The following is a 21034-nucleotide window of genomic DNA, read 5'->3' as shown; positions in this document are numbered from 1 at the left end:
TTATTCTCACAAAGTAAACGAGCTTAACAGCGTATAAATTGAGGTGATATTACTTATTCTATAACAGAGCACACTATTTTAATATTTTAATCCTATTCTCAGCTCAATCACTTTGTTAATACACTTTATGAACGCTTCATAAAGTCGAAGAATTCTTCATTTGTCTTAGTCATTGCTAACTTATTAATGAGGAATTCCATTGCGTCAATTTCACCCATTGGATGAATAATTTTACGCAGGATCCACATTTTTTGTAGCTCATCTTGAGACGTCAGTAGCTCTTCTTTACGTGTACCTGAACGATTGTAATCAATCGCAGGGAACACACGTTTTTCAGCAATTTTACGAGACAGGTGTAATTCCATATTACCTGTACCCTTAAATTCTTCGTAGATAACTTCGTCCATCTTAGAACCCGTATCGACTAATGCTGTTGCAATGATAGTCAAGCTACCACCTTCTTCAACATTACGAGCCGCACCGAAGAAACGTTTAGGACGATGTAATGCGTTTGCATCCACACCACCGGTTAACACTTTACCTGATGAAGGAACAACTGTGTTATAAGCACGCGCTAAACGTGTGATGGAGTCTAATAGGATGATAACGTCTTTTTTATGCTCAACTAAGCGCTTCGCTTTTTCAATCACCATTTCTGCTACTTGTACGTGGCGAGAAGCTGGCTCGTCAAAGGTTGAAGCAATAACTTCCCCTTTTACTAAGCGTTGCATTTCTGTCACTTCTTCTGGACGTTCATCAATCAGAAGTACCATTAATACGCAATCTGGGTAGTTATGAGCAATATTTGCCGCAATGTTTTGCAGCAACATGGTTTTACCCGCTTTTGGTGGAGCAACGATAAGACCACGTTGACCACGGCCAATTGGTGCCGCTAAGTCAAGAACACGCGCAGTTAAGTCTTCTGTTGAGCCATTACCACGTTCCATGCGTAAACGATTATTAGCATGTAAAGGTGTTAAGTTTTCAAAGAGGATTTTACTGCGGGCATTTTCTGGTTTATCAAAGTTAACTTCATTAACTTTTAGGAGGGCAAAATAACGTTCACCTTCTTTAGGAGGACGAATTTTCCCTGCGATGGTGTCACCAGTGCGAAGGTTAAAACGGCGAATTTGACTTGGAGAAACGTAGATATCATCGGGACCAGCAAGGTAGGAACTGTCTGCGGAACGTAGGAAGCCGAAGCCATCCTGCAATATTTCCAGCACACCGTCACCGAAAATATCTTCTCCACTTTTCGCGTGTTGCTTCAAGATAGAGAAAATAATGTCTTGCTTTCTCATTCGAGCCAGATTCTCTAGCCCCATATTTTCGCCAAGTGCTATCAGTTCTGATACCGGCGTATTTTTTAATTCGGTAAGATTCATAATGGTGGGTTCTTAATAACTCGGGGTAACTCTCGAACTATGAACGTGAATAGTATAACAGCAAATTGCTGTCAGTTTCGTCATGTGTAAAATTACAGATTATAACTTTCTAACATAAGAGTATAACTAAAATGATAATGTTAGAGAGTGTTAATACTATTAGACCAGTCTGCTTTATCCCAGAGAAGTGACATTCATTTTCGCGATGCATGAGTGTACTTTCAACTTATGGGTTAGGAACATACTTTGGAAAAATTTATATCCCTTGAATACTATAGATTATTCTAAGGCAACTTGACTGGTTAGATGAATTCAGATTACTTATATTAAATATCATATTAGATTAAATATCACATCATGTTATTCAATTCTATTACTTTGCACGCTTGATATTCAATATCTCAGACTTATTTAATCGTGTCTAATCATATTGACAAGTAGATCCGATATATTATGTAAGTAAGTGGCGCTAACTTATCATGCTTCGAAGCGGACGTCTAGCGGTCAATAACAGAAATAATGACAAGGTCTAAACGTCCTACTTTATTTTTGATATCTAAATCAAATTAGATATTTTCGTCTAAAAACTCTTTCAGTTGAGTTTTTGACAATGCACCTACTTTAGTCGCAGCAACTGCACCGTTTTTGAATAAAATCAGTGTAGGAATACCGCGAATGCCGTATTTTGGTGCTGTCAGCGGGTTTTGATCGATGTTTAGCTTCGCAACTGTTAATTTACCAGCGTATTCTGTTGCAACTTCATCTAGAATAGGAGCAATCATTTTACATGGGCCACACCATTCAGCCCAGAAATCAACGAGCACAGGGCCGGTTGCATTTAATACATCAGCATCGAATTTGCTGTCAGATAAGTGAAGGATTTTATCGCTCATTGTTCTACTCCAAAGAATAATATTGACCGTACCAGTGTAACATTAAATAACAAAAGTCTGTCTGCATTTCAGCGGATAAACTTTTGTAATGCAACCCATAACTGATATTCTATTACATTATGAGCAAAACATATTTGACAGAAAAGAAGTTTTCCGACTTCGCCTTGCATCCAAAAGTGATAGAAGCCCTTGAGAAAAAAGGGTTCTCTAATTGTACACAAATTCAGGCATTGACGTTACCTATCACTGTGAAAGGTCAAGACATTGCCGGGCAAGCCCAAACAGGAACAGGCAAAACGTTGGCGTTTTTAACCTCAACGTTTCATTATCTTTTAACACACCCTGCTAAAGAAGGGCATGAAACCAATCAACCTCGTGCACTTATTATGGCGCCAACACGCGAATTAGCGGTGCAGATTTATTCTGATGCTAAAGAACTTGCGCAAAATACAGGGATTAAAATGGGTCTCGCCTACGGTGGCGATGGCTATGACGAACAACTCAAAGTATTAAGTAATGGTGTTGATATTGTTATTGGCACAACAGGTCGTTTAATTGATTACGTTAAGCAAGGTCATATTAACCTTAGCGCAATCCAAGTTGTGGTACTCGATGAAGCTGACAGAATGTACGATCTCGGCTTTATTAAAGATATTCGTTGGATTTTCCGTCGTATGCCAGTTGCGGCTGAGCGTATGAATATGCTGTTCTCTGCAACACTTTCTTACCGCGTAAGAGAACTGGCTTTTGAGCAGATGAATAATCCTGAGTATGTTGAAGTTGAACCTGAACAAAAAACAGGTTTTAGCATAAAAGAAGAACTCTTTTATCCTTCAAATGAAGAGAAAATGCGTCTTCTTCAAACATTAATTGAAGAAGAATGGCCTGATCGCTGTATCATTTTCGCCAATACAAAACATCGTTGTGACGATATTTGGGCACACCTTGCCGCTGATGGACACCGCGTTGGTTTATTAACTGGTGATGTTCCTCAGAAAAAACGTCTACGTATTTTAGATGATTTTACCCAAGGTAATATTGATATTCTGGTTGCCACCGACGTTGCCGCTAGAGGTCTTCATATTCCATCAGTAACTCACGTTTTTAACTATGATTTACCTGATGATTGTGAAGATTATGTTCACCGTATTGGTAGAACAGGACGCGCTGGAAACAGTGGTAACTCAATCAGCCTTGCATGTGAAGAATATGCACTGAATTTACCTGCAATTGAGACTTATATTCAACATGCTATTCCTGTGAGTAAATATAATAGTGATGCGTTATTAGCTGATCTTCCTGAGCCTAAACGCCGTCACCGTCCTCGCCAAGGTCAGCCTCGTCGCAATAATAATGCGACACCTCGCAGAGGAAATAATACTCAACGTAACAATCGTAATAAACGCCCGAGTCATCCATAAATTATGCTGAAATCCTCATCACTTTATGCTGCTATTGATTTAGGTTCTAACAGTTTTCATATGTTAGTCGTTCGAGAAATCGCGGGCTCTATACAAGTCCTTTCCCGCGTGAAACGTAAAGTTCGACTCGCTGCTGGCCTAAACAGTGAAAATGAATTGTCAGAGCAGGCAATGGAACGCGGTTGGCAATGTTTACGACTTTTTTCTGAATATCTACGTGATATTCCGACTGAACAAATCAGAGTCGTAGCAACAGCCACATTACGTATTGCTAAAAATGCAGATATTTTTGTCGCAAAAGCGTCTGAAATATTAGGCAATACTGTTCATGTCATTAGTGGTGAGGAAGAAGCACGCCTTATCTATCGTGGCGTTGCACATACCACTGGTGGTGCAGAGCAACGTTTAGTCGTCGATATTGGTGGTGGTAGCACAGAGCTGGTTACAGGTACTGGCGCTAAAACGACGCAATTAATGAGCTTAAGTATGGGCTGTGTAACTTGGTTAGAGCGCTATTTTACTGATCGCTCTTTAACTCAAGAAAATTTTGCTAAAGCACAAGACGCAGCCAAAGCGATACTCGCCCCAGTGGCGGATAAGTTAATTGAGCAAGGCTGGCAAGTGTGTGTGGGAGCCTCTGGTACTGTACAAGCGTTGCAAGAGATCATGATTGCTCAAGGTATGGATGAATTAATCACCTTACCTAAGCTTGAGCGCCTCAAACACAAAGCCATTGAATGTGGAAAATTGGAAGAGTTGGAAATTGAAGGGCTGACTTTTGAACGCGCTTTAGTGTTTCCGAGTGGACTTGCTATCTTAATCGCCATATTTGAAACACTGCATATCGACAATATGATCTTAGCCGGTGGTGCGTTACGAGAAGGCTTAGTTTATGGGATGCTGCATCTTCCTATTGAGCAAGACATCCGCCAACGTACTCTTCGTAATGTCCAGCGTCGGTTTCAGATTGATATTGAGCAAGCACACAGAGTTCAACAACTTGCAGAACACTTTTTTATCCAAGTCAGCAAAAGTTGGCAGTTAGATAATCGTTGCCGTGAGCTGCTTAATAGCGCCAGTGCATTACATGAAATTGGCCTAAGTGTCGATTTTCGCCAAGCACCTTCACATGCAAGCTATCTGATCTCTCATCTTGATTTACCGGGATACACACCTGCACAACGACGTTTATTGGCATCTTTGCTAAAAAACCAAACAGGGATCATCGATCTTGCCCCTCTTAATCATCAAAACGCCCTACCGATATCTCAAGCCAATCGACTGGTGCGTTTACTACGATTAGCCATCATTTTTGCTAGCCGTCGCCGTGATGATACGCTTCCTGCATTACGATTACGCACTGAAGATGAGAAACTCATTATTACACTGCCACATCAATGGCTTAATGAGCATCCATTACGTGCTGAAAATCTGCAAGAAGAGATCCAACTTCAGAGTTATGTCCATTGGACTTTAATGATTGAAGAACAAAATAGCTCTCGTATAAGTTAACTTTTTTACTTATACAAAAATAAAAACCCCTTGGATATCAACATGCCAAGGGGTTAATTTTATCTACCACTCTCTAGGTTATTCAGGCTTATGCCTTGCCAGCATAGCTCTTAATCCTGCAACACCTTTTTGCCCTTTCTCTTGTTTTTCCTCAGCACTTAATACTTTCTTTTTATTGGTATCCCAATTCAAATCATCTTGAGGTAATTCATAAAGAAAACGGCTTGGATCAGGTTTAATTAATTCACCGTATTGACGTCTTTCCTTACATAACGTAAACGTGAGTGTTTTTTGGGCACGAGTAATACCCACATAAGCAAGACGTCTTTCTTCTTCTACATTATCTTCATCAATACTGCTTTGGTGTGGCAATATGCCTTCTTCCATGCCCACTAAAAATACATGAGGAAACTCAAGACCTTTAGAGGCATGTAATGTCATCAACTGAACTTGATCTAATTCTTCTTCTGTTTCTCCGCGTTCCATCATATCGCGCAAGGTAAAACGGTTAACCACTTGAGAAAGCGTCATAGGCTCATGTAATTCATCACCTTCAAGCATTTCACTCATCCATAAAAATAGCTGATTAATATTTTTCATCCTCATTTCAGCCGCTTTTGCGCTACTTGAGGTTTCATATAACCAACTTTCATAATCCATTTCATGTAATAAATCACGTACAGCTAACAGTGGCTCTCGTTCTGATTTTTGTACTATACGCGACATCCATTGAGAGAATGCTTGTAATGAATTCAAGCCTCGACCTGTTAAGGTTTGGCTTAACCCCAAATCAAAACAGGCACTGTATAAACTTTTATCTCGAACTTTTGCCCACTCACCTAACTTTTGAATTGTCATAGGCCCGATTTCACGACGAGGCTTATTCACAATACGTAAAAATGCCGCATCATCATCAGGATTAGTAATGACGCGTAAATAGGCCAGAATATCTTTTATCTCTTCTCGTGAGAAAAAAGAGGTTTCACCTGAAATGCGATAAGGAATGCGATTTTGCATCAAGTATTTTTCAAAAATACGCGACTGGTGATTACCACGATAAAGGATCGCATAATCCTTATAATTAGTTTTATTAATAAAGTGATGTGCAATTAATTCGCCAGCGACACGTTCAGCTTCATGCTCTTCATTATTAGCCGTTAAAACTCGTAGTTCATCACCATAACCTAATTCTGAAAATAAGCGTTTTTCAAAAACATGGGGATTATTTTCAATCAAGATATTCGCTGATTTTAGAATACGCCCCGAAGAGCGATAGTTTTGCTCAAGCTTAATGACATTAAGTTGTGGAAAATCTTTTTGTAATAGCACTAAATTTTGAGGGCGGGCACCACGCCATGAATAAATGGATTGATCATCATCACCGACAACTGTAAAACGAGCCCTTTCACCCACCAACCATTTGACCAATTCATATTGGCTTGTATTAGTATCTTGATATTCATCCACCAGCAAATAGCGAATACGCCTTTGCCAACGCTCTCTCACTTCTTCATTTGTACGTAATAACATCGTTGGCCGACTAATTAAGTCATCAAAGTCGAGCACATTACAACTACGCAAATGTTGCTCATAACGTCGAAAACATTCGGCAAATGTATGATCTTGTTGTGATCTCGCCATTCCTATTGCTTGCTCTGGCGTGAGCATGTCATTTTTCCAGTTAGAGATTTGGCTCTTTAACTGGGAAAGCAAATCTTTATCTTCTTCTAATAAATCAGCCGTTAATTCTTTGAGTAATGCAGATTGGTCTTGATCATCAAATAATGAAAATTTAGCTTTAATACCTAGTGCTTTATATTCACGTTTAATAATTTCTAATCCCAATGTATGGAACGTTGAGATCATTAATCCTTTTGCTTCTTGGCGACCTAAGGTTTGAGCAACACGCTCTTTCATTTCACGCGCGGCTTTATTGGTAAACGTAACCGCAGCAATTTGCTTTGCTGGGTATTGGCATTGACGAATAAGATGTGCAATTTTATTGGTAATAACCCGTGTTTTACCTGATCCCGCACCTGCCAAGACCAAACAAGGGCCTGACACATATTCCACTGCTTTTTGCTGACCGGGATTTAATCGCATACTTTTTCCAAACTTCATTAACCAAGAACATAACGGGGGATAATTGTAGCAGAAAGTGCATAGAAAGATGGTTCGGTTTTTTGAACTTCATTTATCTAAGTAAAACGAAGTTTAACCTTGTTTAATAAAGTTTTACTATGTATGATATTAAAACAAATAAGGAGGTGTATTATGAGTATAAAAAGCGAATTAATAGCCACTAAAATTGATGTTGAACTCAAAGAGGCTTTTGTTGCAATAGCTCGAAATAAACACAGACCTGCCTCTCAAATTTTAAGAGATCTCATTCGAGTTTATGTGGAAAGTAATCAAACCCAACCAAATGAAAAAACATTAAAAACTTTTGCAAAAACAGATAAAGGTGATGATGTTTTTTATGCCAAAGATGCCAATGATTTATTCAAAAAATTGGATATCTAAATGCGAAAAGTTAGCTATTCAGGGCAATTCAAAAAAGATTTAAAACTCGCAGAAAAACGTGGGAAAGATATCAATAAGCTAAAAGATATTATGCTGCTATTAATGCAAGGAGGACGACTACCAATTCAATTGAAAGACCATCCATTAACTGGAAATTGGAAACCTCGTCGAGATCTTCATATTGAACCTGATTGGCTACTTATTTATAAAATAGAAGATAATACCGTTCATTTTGAAAGAACTGGTTCGCACTCTGATTTATTTAAATAAAAGATCGCATACCTAACTAATAGCTTATGCGGTCTTTATTATTTTTAAATACATCTAGCGCTTATTTTTCTAAGCTATTTGCGAGAGAAGAAGGCGGCAAAGGAGGTTATCCCAAGGAGCATACATTAGTATGTGACTTGGGTAACCGAGTGTAGCCAACGCACTTATCGCGTAAAAAGCGACGAAAAATCGGAAAATTAGTTGCCTACAGCAATCTTCTTCATATCCGTCATATAACCACGTAACGTTTTACCTACGGCTTCAATTGGGTGCTGACGAATCGCTTCATTGATATCACGTAATTGCGCATTATCGGTTCCATTATCTTGAACTTTCTTCGCTAAATCGCCAGGTTGCAATGTTGTCATAAACTCTTTCAGCATAGGAACAACCGCGAATGAGAACAGATAGTTACCATATTCTGCAGTATCAGAGATAACCACATTCATTTCATATAAACGCTTACGAGCGATGGTATTTGCGATTAATGGCAACTCATGCAGTGATTCATAATAAGCAGACTCTGCAAAGATCCCCGCTTCAATCATGGTATCAAAAGCTAATTCAACACCCGCTTTAACCATTGCAACCATTAATACACCGTGATCAAAGTACTCTTGCTCACTGATTTTACCCTCATATTCAGGGTAATTTTCAAATGCACTTGCGCCAGTCTCTTCACGCCATGTCAGCAAGTTTTTATCATCATTTGCCCAATCTGCCATCATAGTTTCAGAGAATTTACCTGAAATGATATCATCCATATGTTTCGCAAACAGTGGAGCCATGATCTCTTTCAATTGCTCTGATAATGCATAGGCACGCATTTTCGCAGGGTTAGATAATCGATCCATCATCAAGGTGATCCCACCTTGCTTCAGTGCTTCTGTGATCGTTTCCCAACCAAATTGGAGCAGCTTACCTGCATAGCCTGGTTCAACACCATCGGCAACCATTTTGTCATAACATAACAGAGAGCCAGCTTGTAACATACCGCACAGAATGGTTTGCTCACCCATTAAGTCAGATTTTACTTCAGCAACGAAAGAGGACTCTAAAACACCCGCACGATGCCCCCCCGTTGCCGCAGCCCATGCTTTCGCAATGGCCATACCTTCACCTTTTGCATCATTTTCTGGGTGAACTGCAATCAATGTTGGAACACCAAAACCACGCTTATATTCTTCACGAACTTCTGTACCTGGACATTTTGGTGCAACCATCACAACGGTGATGTCATCACGAATTTTTTCGCCAACTTCAACGATATTAAAACCATGAGAGTAACCTAATGCTGCACCTGATTTCATCAGCGGTTGAACAGCTTGAACAACAGCAGAATGCTGTTTATCTGGCGTCAAGTTAACAACTAAATCTGCTTGAGGGATCAACGCTTCATAGGTGCCCACCTCAAAACCGTTTTCAGTTGCACGACGCCATGATGCACGTTTTTCATCAATTGCTTCTTGGCGTAAGGCATACGCGATATTTAAACCTGAATCACGCATATTTAAACCTTGGTTAAGACCTTGAGCGCCACAACCAACGATAACGACTTTTTTGCCTTTCAGGTAATTTGCTTCATCAGCAAATTCTTCACGTGACATAAAGCGACATTTACCTAATTGCGACAGCTGCTGACGCAGATTCAATGTATTAAAATAATTTGTCATAGAAGACTCCAAAATCGTTGTGTATGTGTTTGCTATTATTATCCTCACTCTCCGTGAGGTGTTGCATGACTTTACTATATGGGATGAAAGCCATTGCTTAAATTGATATATTTACAAGATAGTGTTGCAAAAAATGCAACGTACTTTTTTATCACCTAAGGTGGCTGGCAATGGATATTCGTGATCTCAAGCTTTTCCTGCATTTAGCTGAAAGTTGTCACTTCACCAAGACAGCACAAGCGATGCACGTCAGCCCTTCTACGTTATCTCGCCAAATTCAACGTCTTGAAGAAAGTTTAGGTCACCCTCTGTTTTTACGTGATAACAGACAAGTGGCTCTCACCGATGCAGGTGAACAGTTAAAACGCTATGCTCAACAAACCTTATTGCAATATAAGCAACTTAAGCACACGCTAAATCAAAATAGCCCAAGCCTTTCTGGTGAACTGCGCCTATTTTGTTCTGTAACAGCGGCTTATAGCCATTTGCCACCTATTCTTGACCGTTTCCGTGCAGAGAACCCATTAGTTGAAATAAAACTCACCACTGGAGATGCGGCTGATGCAGTCGATAAAGTGCAATCTGATGAAGCCGATTTAGGTATTGCAGGAAAACCTGAAAAGCTTCCTGAAAATATCTGTTTTGAAAAGATAGGCGAAATTCCATTAGTACTAATTGCGCCCGCTCTACCTTGTAATGTTCGTCATCTTGCAACACAAGAGAAACCCGATTGGCTCAATATTCCCTTTATCATTCCTGAACATGGTCCATCGCGACAACGAATTGCATTATGGTTTAAACGCCACCGAATCAATAACCCGTTAATTTATGCGACTGTTTCAGGGCATGAAGCGATTGTCTCAATGGTTGCATTAGGCTGTGGTCTTGCACTTATTCCACAAGTTGTCGTTGATAACTGCCCTGAGCCCGTTCGTAATCGCATCTCTTTATTGGATAATATTTCAATGGTAGAACCTTTCGAATTAGGCGTTTGTGGATCACACAAACGCCTTCAAGAGCCCGTGATCAGTGCCTTTTGGCGATTACTCCATGACTAAGTTTGTCGTTTGTGGTGACAGGAATAGCTGAAAAGAAGGATTTCCTGTCTCATCATGATATTCATAGCCTAATGCATCTAAATGTCGCTCGAAACGCCCTTCTGTTTCGGGTAATTCAAATGCCACCAGCACACGTCCATAATCTGTGCCATGACTACGATAATGGAATAATGTGATATTCCAATAAGTCCCTAATGTTTTTAAAAACTTCATTAAAGCGCCCGGCGACTCAGGGAATTCAAAACTAAATAGACGCTCTTTAAGTGGTTTATTGGGACGACCACCGACCATATAACGTACATGAAGTTTTGCCATTTCATCGTCAGAAAGATCGGCAACTTGATAACCCGCAGTCGTCAGCTCACGCAAAATTTCTTTACGCTCTGTGAGCCCTTGACTTAAACGTACACCAACAAAAATACGTGCATTTTCAGGATCTGCATCGCTATAACGATAATTAAATTCAGTGACAACACGCTGACCTAAGATTTGGCAGAAACGTAAAAAACTGCCCTTTTGTTCTGGGATCGTCACCGCTAATAATGCTTCGCGTTTTTCGCCTAGCTCACAGCGTTCAGAAACATAACGTAGCCCATGAAAATTCACATTTGCACCAGAAAGCACATGCGCTAGACGCTCACCTTTGATCTGATGTTCTTTTACGTATTTTTTTAGCCCCGCTAATGCCAATGCACCTGAAGGCTCTGCAATTGCACGCACATCTTCAAATAAATCTTTTACTGCAGCACAAATTTCATCGCTATCAACAGTAATCACATCATCGACATACTGCTGGCATAAACGAAAAGTTTCATCACCGATACGCTTAACGGCAACACCTTCTGCAAATAAGCCTACTCGAGCTAATTCAACAGGGTGTCCTGCCTCTAATGCGGCTTTTAAACATGCGGCATCTTCTGCTTCAACACCGATAACCTTAATTTCTGGCATAAGCTGTTTGATTAAGACAGCCACACCAGCAATTAAGCCTCCGCCACCTACGGGTACGAAAATACGATCAAGATGAACATCTTGTTGTAAGAGTTCCATTGCCAGTGTTGCCTGTCCTGCAATGACTGCAGGATGATCAAATGGCGGAACAAAGGTGTATCCCATCTTTTCAGAGAGCGCGATAGCTTTGGCTTTGGCTTCATCAAAGTTGGCACCATAAAGCAATGCTTCTCCGCCAAATTGGCGAACAGCATCGACTTTGATATCTGCTGTTGCCACAGGCATCACGATTAATGCCTTTACCCCCATTCGATTCGCTGACAACGCAACGCCTTGAGCGTGGTTACCCGCCGAAGCAGTTACAACGCCTTTCGCTTTTTGCTCAGGAGTCAACCCTGCAATCATGGTGTATGCACCACGTAATTTAAAACTATGAACAGGTTGTCTGTCTTCACGCTTAACTAAAATCGTATTTTCTAAGCGTTCAGAGATTTTTGTCATCTCTTGAAGTGGTGTGACAATTGCAGCTTCATAAACAGGCGCGCTCAGCGCCGCTTTTAAATATTCAGCGCTACTTGGCGCTGAATTTAAAGGTCTAAAGGCAGCCATTCTCAGCCCCCTAGTTTAGATTTATCACGCACCGCGCCTTTATCAGCACTAGTGGCTAAAGAGGCGTAAGCACGTAAGGCAAACGAAACTTGACGCTGTCTATTTTGTGGTGTCCACGCTTTATCACCACGCGCATTTTGTGCATCACGACGTGCAGATAACGTTTTATCATCTACCTTTAAGGAGATCTCACGAGTTGGAATATTGATAGAGACAATATCGCCTTCTTCCACTAAACCAATTACGCCACCACTTGCCGCTTCAGGTGAGACATGCCCGATAGATAAGCCCGATGTTCCCCCAGAAAAACGTCCATCAGTGATAAGTGCGCAAGCTTTACCTAATCCCATTGATTTTAAATAAGAGGTTGGATACAGCATCTCTTGCATACCTGGGCCACCTTTAGGGCCTTCATAGCGAATAATGACCACATCGCCCGCCACGACTTTTCCACCTAAGATAGCCTCAACAGCATCATCTTGGCTTTCATATACTTTTGCAGGGCCACTAAAAATTAAGTTATCTTCATCAACACCTGCTGTTTTAACAATACAACCATCTACCGCTAAGTTGCCGGATAAAACGGCTAATCCACCATCTTGGCTATAAGCATGTTCTTTACTACGGATACATCCATTTTCACGATCCGTATCTAAGGTTGGCCAACGACAATTTTGAGAAAATGCTTTCGTTGTCCGAATACCGGCAGGACCTGCTTGGAACATCGATTTTACTTGCTCATCTTGCGTTAACATCACGTCATATTGTGCTAATGTTTCTGGCAAACTTAGCCCTAAGATATTATCCACATTACGGTTAAGTAATCCGGCTCTGTCTAGTTCACCTAAAATACCCATAACGCCACCTGCACGGTGAACATCTTCCATATGATATTTTTGTGTACTTGGTGCCACTTTACATAAATGAGGGACTTGGCGAGAAAGTCTGTCGATATCTTCCATAGTGAAGTCAACGTCACCTTCTTGCGCGGCAGCTAATAAATGCAGCACCGTATTTGTCGAGCCACCCATTGCAATATCTAAGATCATCGCATTTTCAAAGGCTTCTTTTTTAGCGATATTGCGCGGTAATGCGGACTCATCCTCTTTTTCATAATAGCGCTTGGTTAATTCAACAATACGCTTACCTGCGTTGATAAACAGTGTTTCACGATCTGCATGTGTCGCTAATAATGAGCCATTTCCGGGCTGAGATAATCCCAGCGCTTCGGTTAAACAATTCATGGAATTTGCGGTAAACATACCCGAACACGATCCGCACGTCGGACAAGCCGATCGTTCGATTTGCTCACTATCAGTATCGCTGACATTTGGATTCGCCCCTTGGATCATGGCATCAACCAGATCCAATTTGATCAGTTGATCTGAAAGCTTCGTTTTACCCGCTTCCATCGGGCCACCCGAAACAAAAATAACAGGGATATTCAAACGTAAAGACGCCATTAACATTCCGGGCGTGATCTTGTCGCAGTTTGAGATACACACCATCGCATCAGCACAGTGCGCATTAACCATATATTCAACAGAATCTGCGATAAGTTCACGCGATGGCAAAGAGTAAAGCATACCACCGTGCCCCATTGCGATACCGTCATCAACCGCAATGGTATTAAATTCTTTAGCAACACCACCAGCGGCTTCAATTTGCTCGGCAACGAGTTTTCCTAAATCCCGCAGATGCACATGACCCGGTACAAATTGTGTAAATGAGTTCACAACAGCGATAATAGGTTTACCAAAATCAGCATCAGTCATTCCCGTTGCACGCCATAAGGCGCGGGCTCCAGCCATGTTACGACCGTGTGTCGTTGTCGCTGAACGGTATTTAGGCATTTTTCACACTCCTGCGATAAAGAAAGCGAGTAGGGAACGAGCTACCCGCTCAATAAATTTATTTGATTATGTTTATGAATTGATTGGATCTAACCAGCCATATTTATCTTCTGTCTCACCTGTGAACAGACCAAAGAATGCTTTTTGAATTGCTTTGGTCACAGGGCCACAACGTCCTATACCAACTTGAATACCATCAACACTACGTACTGGTGTTATCTCTGCGGCTGTACCTGACATAAAGACTTCATCGGCAAGATAAAGTGATTCACGGGAAAGGACTTGTTCACGCACTTCATAACCGAGATCTTTTGCTAATTTGATGATGGCATCACGCGTGATCCCTGGCAGTGCTGATGAAGTAAATGGAGGTGTAAAAATAACACCGTCTTTTACTTCAAATAGGTTTTCACCTGCACCTTCAGACAAATAACCATGCACATCTAATGCAATTCCTTCTTGATAACCATGACGGCGAGCTTCACTTCCCACTAACAGTGAAGATAAATAGTTACCACCGGCTTTTGCTGCAGTTGGAATAGTATTTGGTGCAGCGCGATGCCAAGAAGAAACCATTGCATCAATGCCTTTATCTAAAGCTTCTTCACCTAAATAAGCACCCCATGGGAATGCAGCAATGATCACATCTGTTTTATAACCTGCCGGTGGGTTAACCCCCATACCGACATCGCCAATAAAAACTAATGGACGAATATAAGCACTGACTAATTTGTTTTTACGTAAGGTTTCACGACACGCTTCCATTAACTCATCAACGCTTTGCTCAACAGGCATACGGTAGATTTTGGCTGAATCATGTAAACGTTGCATATGCTCACGATGGCGAAAGACCACAGGACCTTTATGAGAATTGTAACAACGCACACCTTCAAACACAGAAGTTCCATAATGTAATGCGTGAGACATCACATGAACTTTTGCCTCAGCCCATGGAACCATTTCACCGTTAAACCAAATATAATCAGCTTGCTTTGTCATTCTTTTGTCCTTACATGGCACTTAGTGCACTCATGAATCGTAATTTTTCTTTCTGTTGATTGGATACTTGAATACCTGCAACATCCGCTAACTTCGTTAACTGGCTGCACAGAAGTTCTAATGGCCGTTGACTACTCACGGTCAGGCTTAAATTGATATTATTACTTTCAGTGATATTCATATTCATTGAGCATATATGAAAACCACGATGACGGATAACTCTCAGGATACGTTCTAAGATCTCTGGACAAAAACGGGCTTCAATTGTGATATTGTGTTGGTTCATTTTGATTTCTCCATCATCTCATCATTGCTTGCGCCCGGCGGGACTAAAGGCCAGACATTTTCTGCGTCATCGATAGATACCTGTAATAAGTAAGGGCCATCGCTCTCTAATAAACATTTTATTGCATCAGCAACTTGTGCTTTTTCTGTGATACGTTGCCCTGGGATATCAAAAGCGTTGGCTAAGGCAACAAAGTCTGGGTTATCTGTTAAAATGGTTTCGCTATAACGTTGTTCAAAAAACAGCTCTTGCCATTGACGAACCATACCAAGACGTTGGTTATCTAATAACACCAATTTGATAGGTAATTGTTTACGCTTAATGGTGCCCAATTCCTGCACATTCATCATAAAAGAGCCATCACCAGATACGCAGATAACACAGGCATCAGGTCTAGCGATTTGAGCACCCACTGCCGCAGGAATACCAAATCCCATGGTGCCTAAACCACTTGAAGTGATAAAATTTTCAGGTGCATCAAATGTCATATGTTGTGCTGACCACATTTGATGTTGGCCGACGTCGGTTGTCACAACTGTATTTTCAGGTTTTGCATCTGATAATTGTTTTAATAACAATGGTGCATAAATTGCAGCGCCTGGATGATCATAACGCCACGCGTGTTCTGCTTTTAATTCTTGTACTTCTTGTTGCCAAGCTGCGATAGATAATGGCTGAGACAAAGCAGGTAACAACACTTTCGCATCACCCAATAACGCAACATGCGCCTGTTTCAATTTATTTAATTCTGCATGGTCGATATCGATATGGATGACCTTGGCATTAGGTGCAAAAGTATTTAATCGCCCTGTTACGCGATCATCAAAACGTGCACCAACTGCGATTAATAAATCACTGCGCTGAACGGCATAATTTGCCGCTTTAGTGCCATGCATACCTAACATACCTAAATAGTTGGCATCTAACGCATCAGCACAGCCTAACCCTTTTAAAGTGGAAACAACGGGCATTTCTGTTTGCCTCACAAATTCTCTTAACGTTTCCACTGCATTACTCATGGCAACACCACCACCTACATACAAAATCGGTTTTTGTGCCTTCGCTAACATCTGCTTAGCTTGGATCAGCTCTTGTGTCGGATAAGGAAATTCTTGCTCTTCTGGTAATTCATAACTTGATAAATGGGACGCATCAGCCAATTGAACATCTTTGGGAATATCAATTAAAACAGGTCCAGGGCGACCTTGAGATGCAATAGAGAATGCCTCTGATAACACTCTTGGTAATTCATCAACGGTCGAAACTAAAAAACTGTGTTTTGTACACGCTAATGAAAGCCCTAAAACGTCAATTTCTTGGAATGCGTCGGTGCCAATTAAATTGGAAGCAACTTGCCCAGTGATAGCAACAACAGGCACAGAATCTAACAATGCATCAGCAAGTCCAGTGATAACATTAGTAGCGCCTGGGCCTGATGTCGCGATACAAACACCTGTCGACCCCGTAGAGCGAGCAAAACCAATAGCAGCAATTGCAGCACCTTGTTCATGGCGACATAAAACATGTTCAACACCACCATCATAAAGGGCATCGTAAACAGGCATGATCGCACCACCAGGATAACCAAAGACTGTTTCAACTTGATGTTTTCGTAATGCCTGTACTAACCACTGTGCTCCATTCATTCGCTCACCCTACCACCTTAACTTATTGTTTAATTTAAATTTATTTTCTATTTATTCTCTTTCTCAAACTCAGGCTCAAAAAAAACCCCCGCGCCTTTCGGTGCGGGGGTTTTTAAGAGATCCGGCTAGTTTAGTTAGCCTTTCTTCGTCCTAGTGCAGCCCCGCACGGTGGGTTAATAATCACCACCACGCTGATAATAATTAGGCTAATCACTAGGACGATAGTATTCATAGTTTTATAACTTCTTTTCTTATTTAAAATGTGTGTTTGTAATGTTGTGTTGTGTTGTGTTTTCTTTCACTCTGTCCTTTTAGAGTTATCATGATATTTTAGAATTGACAACGTTTATTTTAAAAATAATTCTAACATCATGAATTTTATGTATTTTTTATATTGCAAATATATAGCAGAACATTAATCTATAAAATATTCATTATTTAGTTATTAATACCAACAAAGAACGCGTTATTTTATTTTTTCTACTAGTGAATTTCAGCATTCAAAATTAAAAAATAATAATATTTTTCATTATATTTATATCAACTTATTAAATTATTTAACTGATAACTTAATCGTTATATTTCAATGCATTGTATTATTTACGAGATATCTCGCATTTATTTAATTCTCCATTTAACACAAAAGAAAAAATAATTTAAAAAGAAAAAAATAATGGAGAATAAAAAATGGCATTAGCAATAATATATACGCGTGCTTCTTTAGGAATATCAGCTCCGCTTATTACTATCGAGGCTCATATTAGCCAAGGATTACCCGGATTAACATTAGTTGGATTACCTGAAACGGTCGTAAAAGAAGCAAAAGACAGAGTAAGAAGTGCATTAATTAATAGCGGATATACTTATCCTGCAAAAAGAATAACGATTAATCTTTCACCCGCCGATTTACCCAAAGAAGGTGCGCGTTATGATTTACCTATTGCACTGGCAATACTCATTGCATCAGAACAATTAACATCAAATAAATTAGAGCGTTATGAGTTTATTGGAGAGCTTGCACTTTCTGGAAAACTACAACGAGTTAATGCGGTTATTCCATCAATTCTTAGTGCTTCAAAAGATCATCGAATATGTATTGTATCAACAGAACATCAAACTGAAGTTTCATTATTACCCAATAAATCGGCTTTATTAGCCTCTCATCTTTTAGAGATTTGTCATCATCTAGAAAATAATACGCCATTAATTGAAACAGAAAGTTTTATTATTAATGATGAAATTGAAAATCAAAATAATAAAGATATGAGCGATATAATTGGTCAAAATAATGCAAAAAGGGCAGCAGAAATCACAGCGGCAGGAAATCACAACATTTTATTTCTTGGACCACCAGGAACAGGCAAAACAATGTTAGCACAAAGAATAAGTACGCTTCTTCCACCTTTAACGGCTAAAGAAGCACTTGATGTGTTAATCATTAGTAGCTTAAGAGGAGTCACATTTGATGAAAGAAAGTGGCCTACAAGACCATTTAGAGCACCACACCATACTTCCTCTGCGGTTGCTTTAACAGGAGGAGGATCTCTTCCTAAACCGGGAGAAATTACATTAGCACATCACGGTATTTTATTTTTAGATGAGCTGCCTGAATTCGAGCGTCGTGTACTCGATGCATTACGTGAACCTCTAGATGCTAGAGAAATTACTATTTCACGCGCTAAAGCCAAAATAAGCTACCCTGCCAATGTATTATTAGTTGGTGCATTAAATCCAAGTCCAACAGGACATTACCAAGGTAATCATAATCGAGTACCAATAAAGCAGATCCTACGCTATCTAGGCAAGGTTTCTGGGCCTTTTTTAGATAGGTTTGATTTATCTGTCGAAATGCCACTTCTTCCTCAGGGCGCGCTTATTAATCCTACATTTACCACAGAAAATAGTACAGCAATTAGAGAACGTGTTCTCAAAGCAAGAGAGAAACAATTTGCACGATGTGGAAAAATGAATACTTATTTAACCGGAAAAGAGATTGAATGCTATTGCTCATTGAATACCAATGATGCAACTTTTCTTGAAGATACACTTAATAAATTAGGATTATCGATACGCGCTTGGCATAAAATTTTAAGAGTATCGAGGACTATTGCAGATCTTGCAAATGAAGAGAAAATACAGAAAAATCATTTGATTGAAGCATTAAGTTTTCGTGCAATGGATAGATTAATGATCTATTTACAAAAGCAATTGGATGGGTAAATAAAAAGGAGCGAAAAAACGCTCCTTTTAACTAAAACTAATGATATTAATCATCAGAGTCGGTATAGTCATCAGATGGATCGAGCTGTGGCTTTCCACCCGATAATGTATGAAAACGTTTTGGGCGACTTATACGACTCGTATATTTCTTCCAAATTTTTTCTTCGACCGTTGCTGCTTCTCGTTCGCCACGACACATGGCAACAAATAATTTTTCCGCTTCAGTTGTAGGCTCTCGTTTGCCTAAATCAAGCTCATTAAAGGCTTGACCATGACGTTCCAATATCTGGGATTCCTTGATAGTGAAATCGCCATGACGAGAAAAACCACGCGGATAATGTTTATTGTCAAAAAAACGATTAGTCGTGATAAAACTTTCTGCCATCTGACACACTCCTAATTCTCTATCGTCATACTTATGGCGCGGAGTATTAGATAGTCATGCGGTTCTGTAAAACAAAATATTTAAATCGTAACGACAAATTTTTTTGGAGATAGATGTGGATACCGAATTACTGAAAACCTTTTTGGAAGTCAGTAAGACTAGACACTTTGGACGAGCCGCTGAATCTCTTTATTTAACGCAGTCTGCGGTTAGTTTTAGAATACGACAATTGGAAACGCAATTAGGCACAAATCTGTTTACTCGCCATCGTAATAATATTCGTCTAACTGTCGCAGGTGAAAGACTGATCCCCTATGCTGAATCGTTAATGAATACATGGCTTCTCGCTAAAAAAGAGATTAGTCATGCTTCTCAACATTCAGAGCTATCAATTGGCGCCACAGCATCACTCTGGGAAGCATATCTAACATCTTGGTTACAGGAATCTTATCTAGAAAGAAAAGAGCTTAGAATCGAATCTAGAGTCTCTACAAGGCAATCTCTTGTAAAACAACTTCATGCAAGAGAACTTGACCTTCTTTTTACGACTGAAGCACCAAAGATGGATGAATTAGAAAGTAAAATTATTGGTGATATTACTTTTCAGTTGATGAAAATAGCATCTAATAAAACAGAAGAAATAGCACAATTTATCAAAATTGAATGGAGCGCTGATTTTCAGCCTTTTCTTCCTAATGGCGCAGTGCAAAAAATTGATCCTATTTTAACCACTAACTCAGCAATGATTGCTTATCAGTTAATGAAAACAACACAAGCCGTTGCATTTCTACCTACACATTGGCGAGATCTCTATTCAGATCTCACTCCAGCCTCAACAGAAATCATTCAAAAACCTTTATTTGCGGTTTGGCTAAATACGAGTGATCAACAAGTATTGATACAACAGTTATTAAAACAGCCGATAAATCATCAATAACGCTTAAATCCACTCTATAGTTATTCATGATATTAACGGATCACGCTTGGATTTAAGCTTTATCTCTAGAATTTTCATTACATATAATAGGGAATATTTACTGATAGGTATTGGTATAAACGAAGCACATTGATAGGTTAGTCGATAGGAATTTAGTGCAGTAAATATTGAAAATATGCAGATAACAAAAAGCCCAGTTAATTAACTGGGCTACAAAGAAGTATAAATTTTGTTATTACTTAATTGGTAACTGGCAGGGGCGGAGAGGCTCGAACTCCCAACACCCGGTTTTGGAGACCGGTGCTCTACCAATTGAACTACGCCCCTAAATAGTTGGCGGAACGGACGGGACTCGAACCCGCGACCCCCTGCGTGACAGGCAGGTATTCTAACCAACTGAACTACCGCTCCGC

At 40.0% G+C, this 21034-nt stretch carries 18 protein-coding genes and 2 tRNA genes; 7 read left to right on the top strand and 13 right to left on the bottom strand.

Annotated elements, in window-relative coordinates; translation table 11 throughout:
- Positions 1–125: 125 nt before the first annotated feature.
- Positions 126–1385, bottom strand: coding sequence for a transcription termination factor Rho (rho, locus tag B6258_RS17355; RefSeq protein ID WP_023583649.1), 1260 nt, complete (start codon positions 1383–1385; stop codon positions 126–128).
- A gap of 566 nt (positions 1386–1951) precedes the next feature.
- Positions 1952–2278, bottom strand: coding sequence for a thioredoxin TrxA (gene trxA / locus B6258_RS17350; RefSeq protein ID WP_006535838.1), 327 nt, complete (start codon positions 2276–2278; stop codon positions 1952–1954).
- Between the two features lie 119 nt (positions 2279–2397).
- Between trxA and rhlB the strand changes: the two genes are divergently transcribed.
- Both rhlB and gppA read left to right on the top strand, forming a co-directional pair.
- Positions 2398–3699 (top strand): ATP-dependent RNA helicase RhlB, encoded by a 1302-nt coding sequence (gene rhlB / locus B6258_RS17345; RefSeq protein WP_099076331.1) that lies wholly within the window; start codon positions 2398–2400, stop codon positions 3697–3699.
- Between the two features lie 3 nt (positions 3700–3702).
- Positions 3703–5211 carry a guanosine-5'-triphosphate,3'-diphosphate diphosphatase gene (gene gppA / locus B6258_RS17340; protein WP_099076330.1) on the top strand — a complete coding sequence of 503 codons (1509 nt, stop codon included), beginning with the start codon at positions 3703–3705 and terminating at the stop codon, positions 5209–5211.
- 78 nt (positions 5212–5289) lie between these two features.
- Here gppA and rep read toward each other — a convergent pair whose 3' ends face one another.
- Entirely contained in the window at positions 5290–7314 is a 2025-nt protein-coding gene (rep, locus tag B6258_RS17335) for a DNA helicase Rep (RefSeq protein ID WP_099076329.1), read from the bottom strand.
- Positions 7315–7485: 171 nt separating this feature from the next.
- Between rep and B6258_RS17330 the strand changes: the two genes are divergently transcribed.
- Both B6258_RS17330 and B6258_RS17325 read left to right on the top strand, forming a co-directional pair.
- Entirely contained in the window at positions 7486–7734 is a 249-nt protein-coding gene (locus B6258_RS17330; RefSeq protein ID WP_036914743.1) for a ribbon-helix-helix domain-containing protein, read from the top strand.
- On the top strand, positions 7735–8004 hold the full coding sequence (locus B6258_RS17325; RefSeq protein ID WP_099076328.1) for a type II toxin-antitoxin system YafQ family toxin: 270 nt from the start codon (positions 7735–7737) through the stop codon (positions 8002–8004).
- 197 nt (positions 8005–8201) lie between these two features.
- Here B6258_RS17325 and ilvC read toward each other — a convergent pair whose 3' ends face one another.
- A complete protein-coding gene (gene ilvC / locus B6258_RS17320) occupies positions 8202–9677 on the bottom strand; it encodes a ketol-acid reductoisomerase (RefSeq protein ID WP_099076327.1) in 1476 nt (491 codons plus the stop codon).
- A gap of 170 nt (positions 9678–9847) precedes the next feature.
- Here ilvC and ilvY point away from each other — a divergent pair, with 170 nt between their 5' ends.
- The gene (gene ilvY / locus B6258_RS17315) at positions 9848–10735 is read left to right on the top strand and encodes an HTH-type transcriptional activator IlvY (protein ID WP_099076326.1); all 888 of its coding nucleotides are present in this window, start codon (positions 9848–9850) and stop codon (positions 10733–10735) included.
- On the opposite strand, the gene ilvA is transcribed toward ilvY, so the two are convergent.
- The 6 genes from ilvA to ilvL form a co-directional block, all read right to left on the bottom strand.
- Entirely contained in the window at positions 10721–12295 is a 1575-nt protein-coding gene (gene ilvA / locus B6258_RS17310; RefSeq protein WP_099076325.1) for a threonine ammonia-lyase, biosynthetic, read from the bottom strand. The two genes, ilvY and ilvA, sit on opposite strands and share 15 nt — an antisense overlap.
- 2 nt (positions 12296–12297) lie before the next feature.
- Positions 12298–14148 (bottom strand): dihydroxy-acid dehydratase, encoded by a 1851-nt coding sequence (gene ilvD, locus B6258_RS17305; RefSeq protein ID WP_099076324.1) that lies wholly within the window; start codon positions 14146–14148, stop codon positions 12298–12300.
- 72 nt (positions 14149–14220) lie between these two features.
- Positions 14221–15147: a branched-chain-amino-acid transaminase gene (gene ilvE / locus B6258_RS17300; RefSeq protein ID WP_023583659.1), complete on the bottom strand. Its 927-nt coding sequence runs from the start codon at positions 15145–15147 to the stop codon at positions 14221–14223.
- Positions 15148–15157: 10 nt separating this feature from the next.
- Positions 15158–15433, bottom strand: a complete 276-nt coding sequence (gene ilvM / locus B6258_RS17295; protein ID WP_099076323.1) for an acetolactate synthase 2 small subunit — start codon at positions 15431–15433, stop codon at positions 15158–15160.
- Complete coding sequence (gene ilvG, locus B6258_RS17290) at positions 15430–17079, bottom strand: acetolactate synthase 2 catalytic subunit (protein WP_099076322.1); 1650 nt, start codon at positions 17077–17079, stop codon at positions 15430–15432. Before ilvG ends, ilvM begins: the two co-directional genes overlap by 4 nt.
- Before the next feature lie 130 nt (positions 17080–17209).
- On the bottom strand, positions 17210–17311 hold the full coding sequence (gene ilvL / locus B6258_RS17285) for an ilv operon leader peptide (protein ID WP_072064625.1): 102 nt from the start codon (positions 17309–17311) through the stop codon (positions 17210–17212).
- Positions 17312–17766: 455 nt separating this feature from the next.
- On the opposite strand from ilvL, the gene B6258_RS17280 reads away from it, so the two are divergent.
- A complete protein-coding gene (locus B6258_RS17280) occupies positions 17767–19299 on the top strand; it encodes a YifB family Mg chelatase-like AAA ATPase (RefSeq protein WP_099076321.1) in 1533 nt (510 codons plus the stop codon).
- Between the two features lie 46 nt (positions 19300–19345).
- Here the strand turns inward: B6258_RS17280 and B6258_RS17275 are convergent, their stop codons facing one another.
- Positions 19346–19684, bottom strand: a complete 339-nt coding sequence (locus tag B6258_RS17275) for a MaoP family protein (RefSeq protein ID WP_036939631.1) — start codon at positions 19682–19684, stop codon at positions 19346–19348.
- A 115-nt stretch (positions 19685–19799) separates the two neighbouring features.
- Here B6258_RS17275 and hdfR point away from each other — a divergent pair, with 115 nt between their 5' ends.
- Positions 19800–20621: an HTH-type transcriptional regulator HdfR gene (gene hdfR, locus B6258_RS17270; RefSeq protein WP_099076320.1), complete on the top strand. Its 822-nt coding sequence runs from the start codon at positions 19800–19802 to the stop codon at positions 20619–20621.
- 251 nt (positions 20622–20872) lie between these two features.
- Here hdfR and B6258_RS17265 read toward each other — a convergent pair.
- Both B6258_RS17265 and B6258_RS17260 read right to left on the bottom strand, forming a co-directional pair.
- Positions 20873–20948: transfer RNA gene (locus B6258_RS17265), tRNA-Trp, on the bottom strand.
- A gap of 7 nt (positions 20949–20955) precedes the next feature.
- Positions 20956–21032: transfer RNA gene (locus B6258_RS17260), tRNA-Asp, on the bottom strand.
- Positions 21033–21034: the final 2 nt, after the last annotated feature.

This window comes from Proteus alimentorum (assembly GCF_002607735.1).
Taxonomy (GTDB): domain Bacteria; phylum Pseudomonadota; class Gammaproteobacteria; order Enterobacterales; family Enterobacteriaceae; genus Proteus; species Proteus alimentorum.
The sequence above is the reverse complement of the archived record's forward strand: the minus strand, read 5'-3'. Positions and strand labels throughout refer to the sequence as shown.

Bases quoted from the DNA above. Each gene is read 5' to 3' on its own strand.
- rho (WP_023583649.1), bottom strand. From the start codon at position 1,385: ATGAATCTTACCGAATTAAAAAATACGCCGGTATCAGAACTGATAGCA.
- trxA (WP_006535838.1), bottom strand. From the start codon at position 2,278: ATGAGCGATAAAATCCTTCACTTATCTGACAGCAAATTCGATGCTGAT.
- rhlB (WP_099076331.1), top strand. From the start codon at position 2,398: ATGAGCAAAACATATTTGACAGAAAAGAAGTTTTCCGACTTCGCCTTG.
- gppA (WP_099076330.1), top strand. From the start codon at position 3,703: ATGCTGAAATCCTCATCACTTTATGCTGCTATTGATTTAGGTTCTAAC.
- rep (WP_099076329.1), bottom strand. From the start codon at position 7,314: ATGCGATTAAATCCCGGTCAGCAAAAAGCAGTGGAATATGTGTCAGGC.
- B6258_RS17330 (WP_036914743.1), top strand. From the start codon at position 7,486: ATGAGTATAAAAAGCGAATTAATAGCCACTAAAATTGATGTTGAACTC.
- B6258_RS17325 (WP_099076328.1), top strand. From the start codon at position 7,735: ATGCGAAAAGTTAGCTATTCAGGGCAATTCAAAAAAGATTTAAAACTC.
- ilvC (WP_099076327.1), bottom strand. From the start codon at position 9,677: ATGACAAATTATTTTAATACATTGAATCTGCGTCAGCAGCTGTCGCAA.
- ilvY (WP_099076326.1), top strand. From the start codon at position 9,848: ATGGATATTCGTGATCTCAAGCTTTTCCTGCATTTAGCTGAAAGTTGT.
- ilvA (WP_099076325.1), bottom strand. From the start codon at position 12,295: ATGGCTGCCTTTAGACCTTTAAATTCAGCGCCAAGTAGCGCTGAATAT.
- ilvD (WP_099076324.1), bottom strand. From the start codon at position 14,148: ATGCCTAAATACCGTTCAGCGACAACGACACACGGTCGTAACATGGCT.
- ilvE (WP_023583659.1), bottom strand. From the start codon at position 15,147: ATGACAAAGCAAGCTGATTATATTTGGTTTAACGGTGAAATGGTTCCA.
- ilvM (WP_099076323.1), bottom strand. From the start codon at position 15,433: ATGAACCAACACAATATCACAATTGAAGCCCGTTTTTGTCCAGAGATC.
- ilvG (WP_099076322.1), bottom strand. From the start codon at position 17,079: ATGAATGGAGCACAGTGGTTAGTACAGGCATTACGAAAACATCAAGTT.
- ilvL (WP_072064625.1), bottom strand. From the start codon at position 17,311: ATGAATACTATCGTCCTAGTGATTAGCCTAATTATTATCAGCGTGGTG.
- B6258_RS17280 (WP_099076321.1), top strand. From the start codon at position 17,767: ATGGCATTAGCAATAATATATACGCGTGCTTCTTTAGGAATATCAGCT.
- B6258_RS17275 (WP_036939631.1), bottom strand. From the start codon at position 19,684: ATGGCAGAAAGTTTTATCACGACTAATCGTTTTTTTGACAATAAACAT.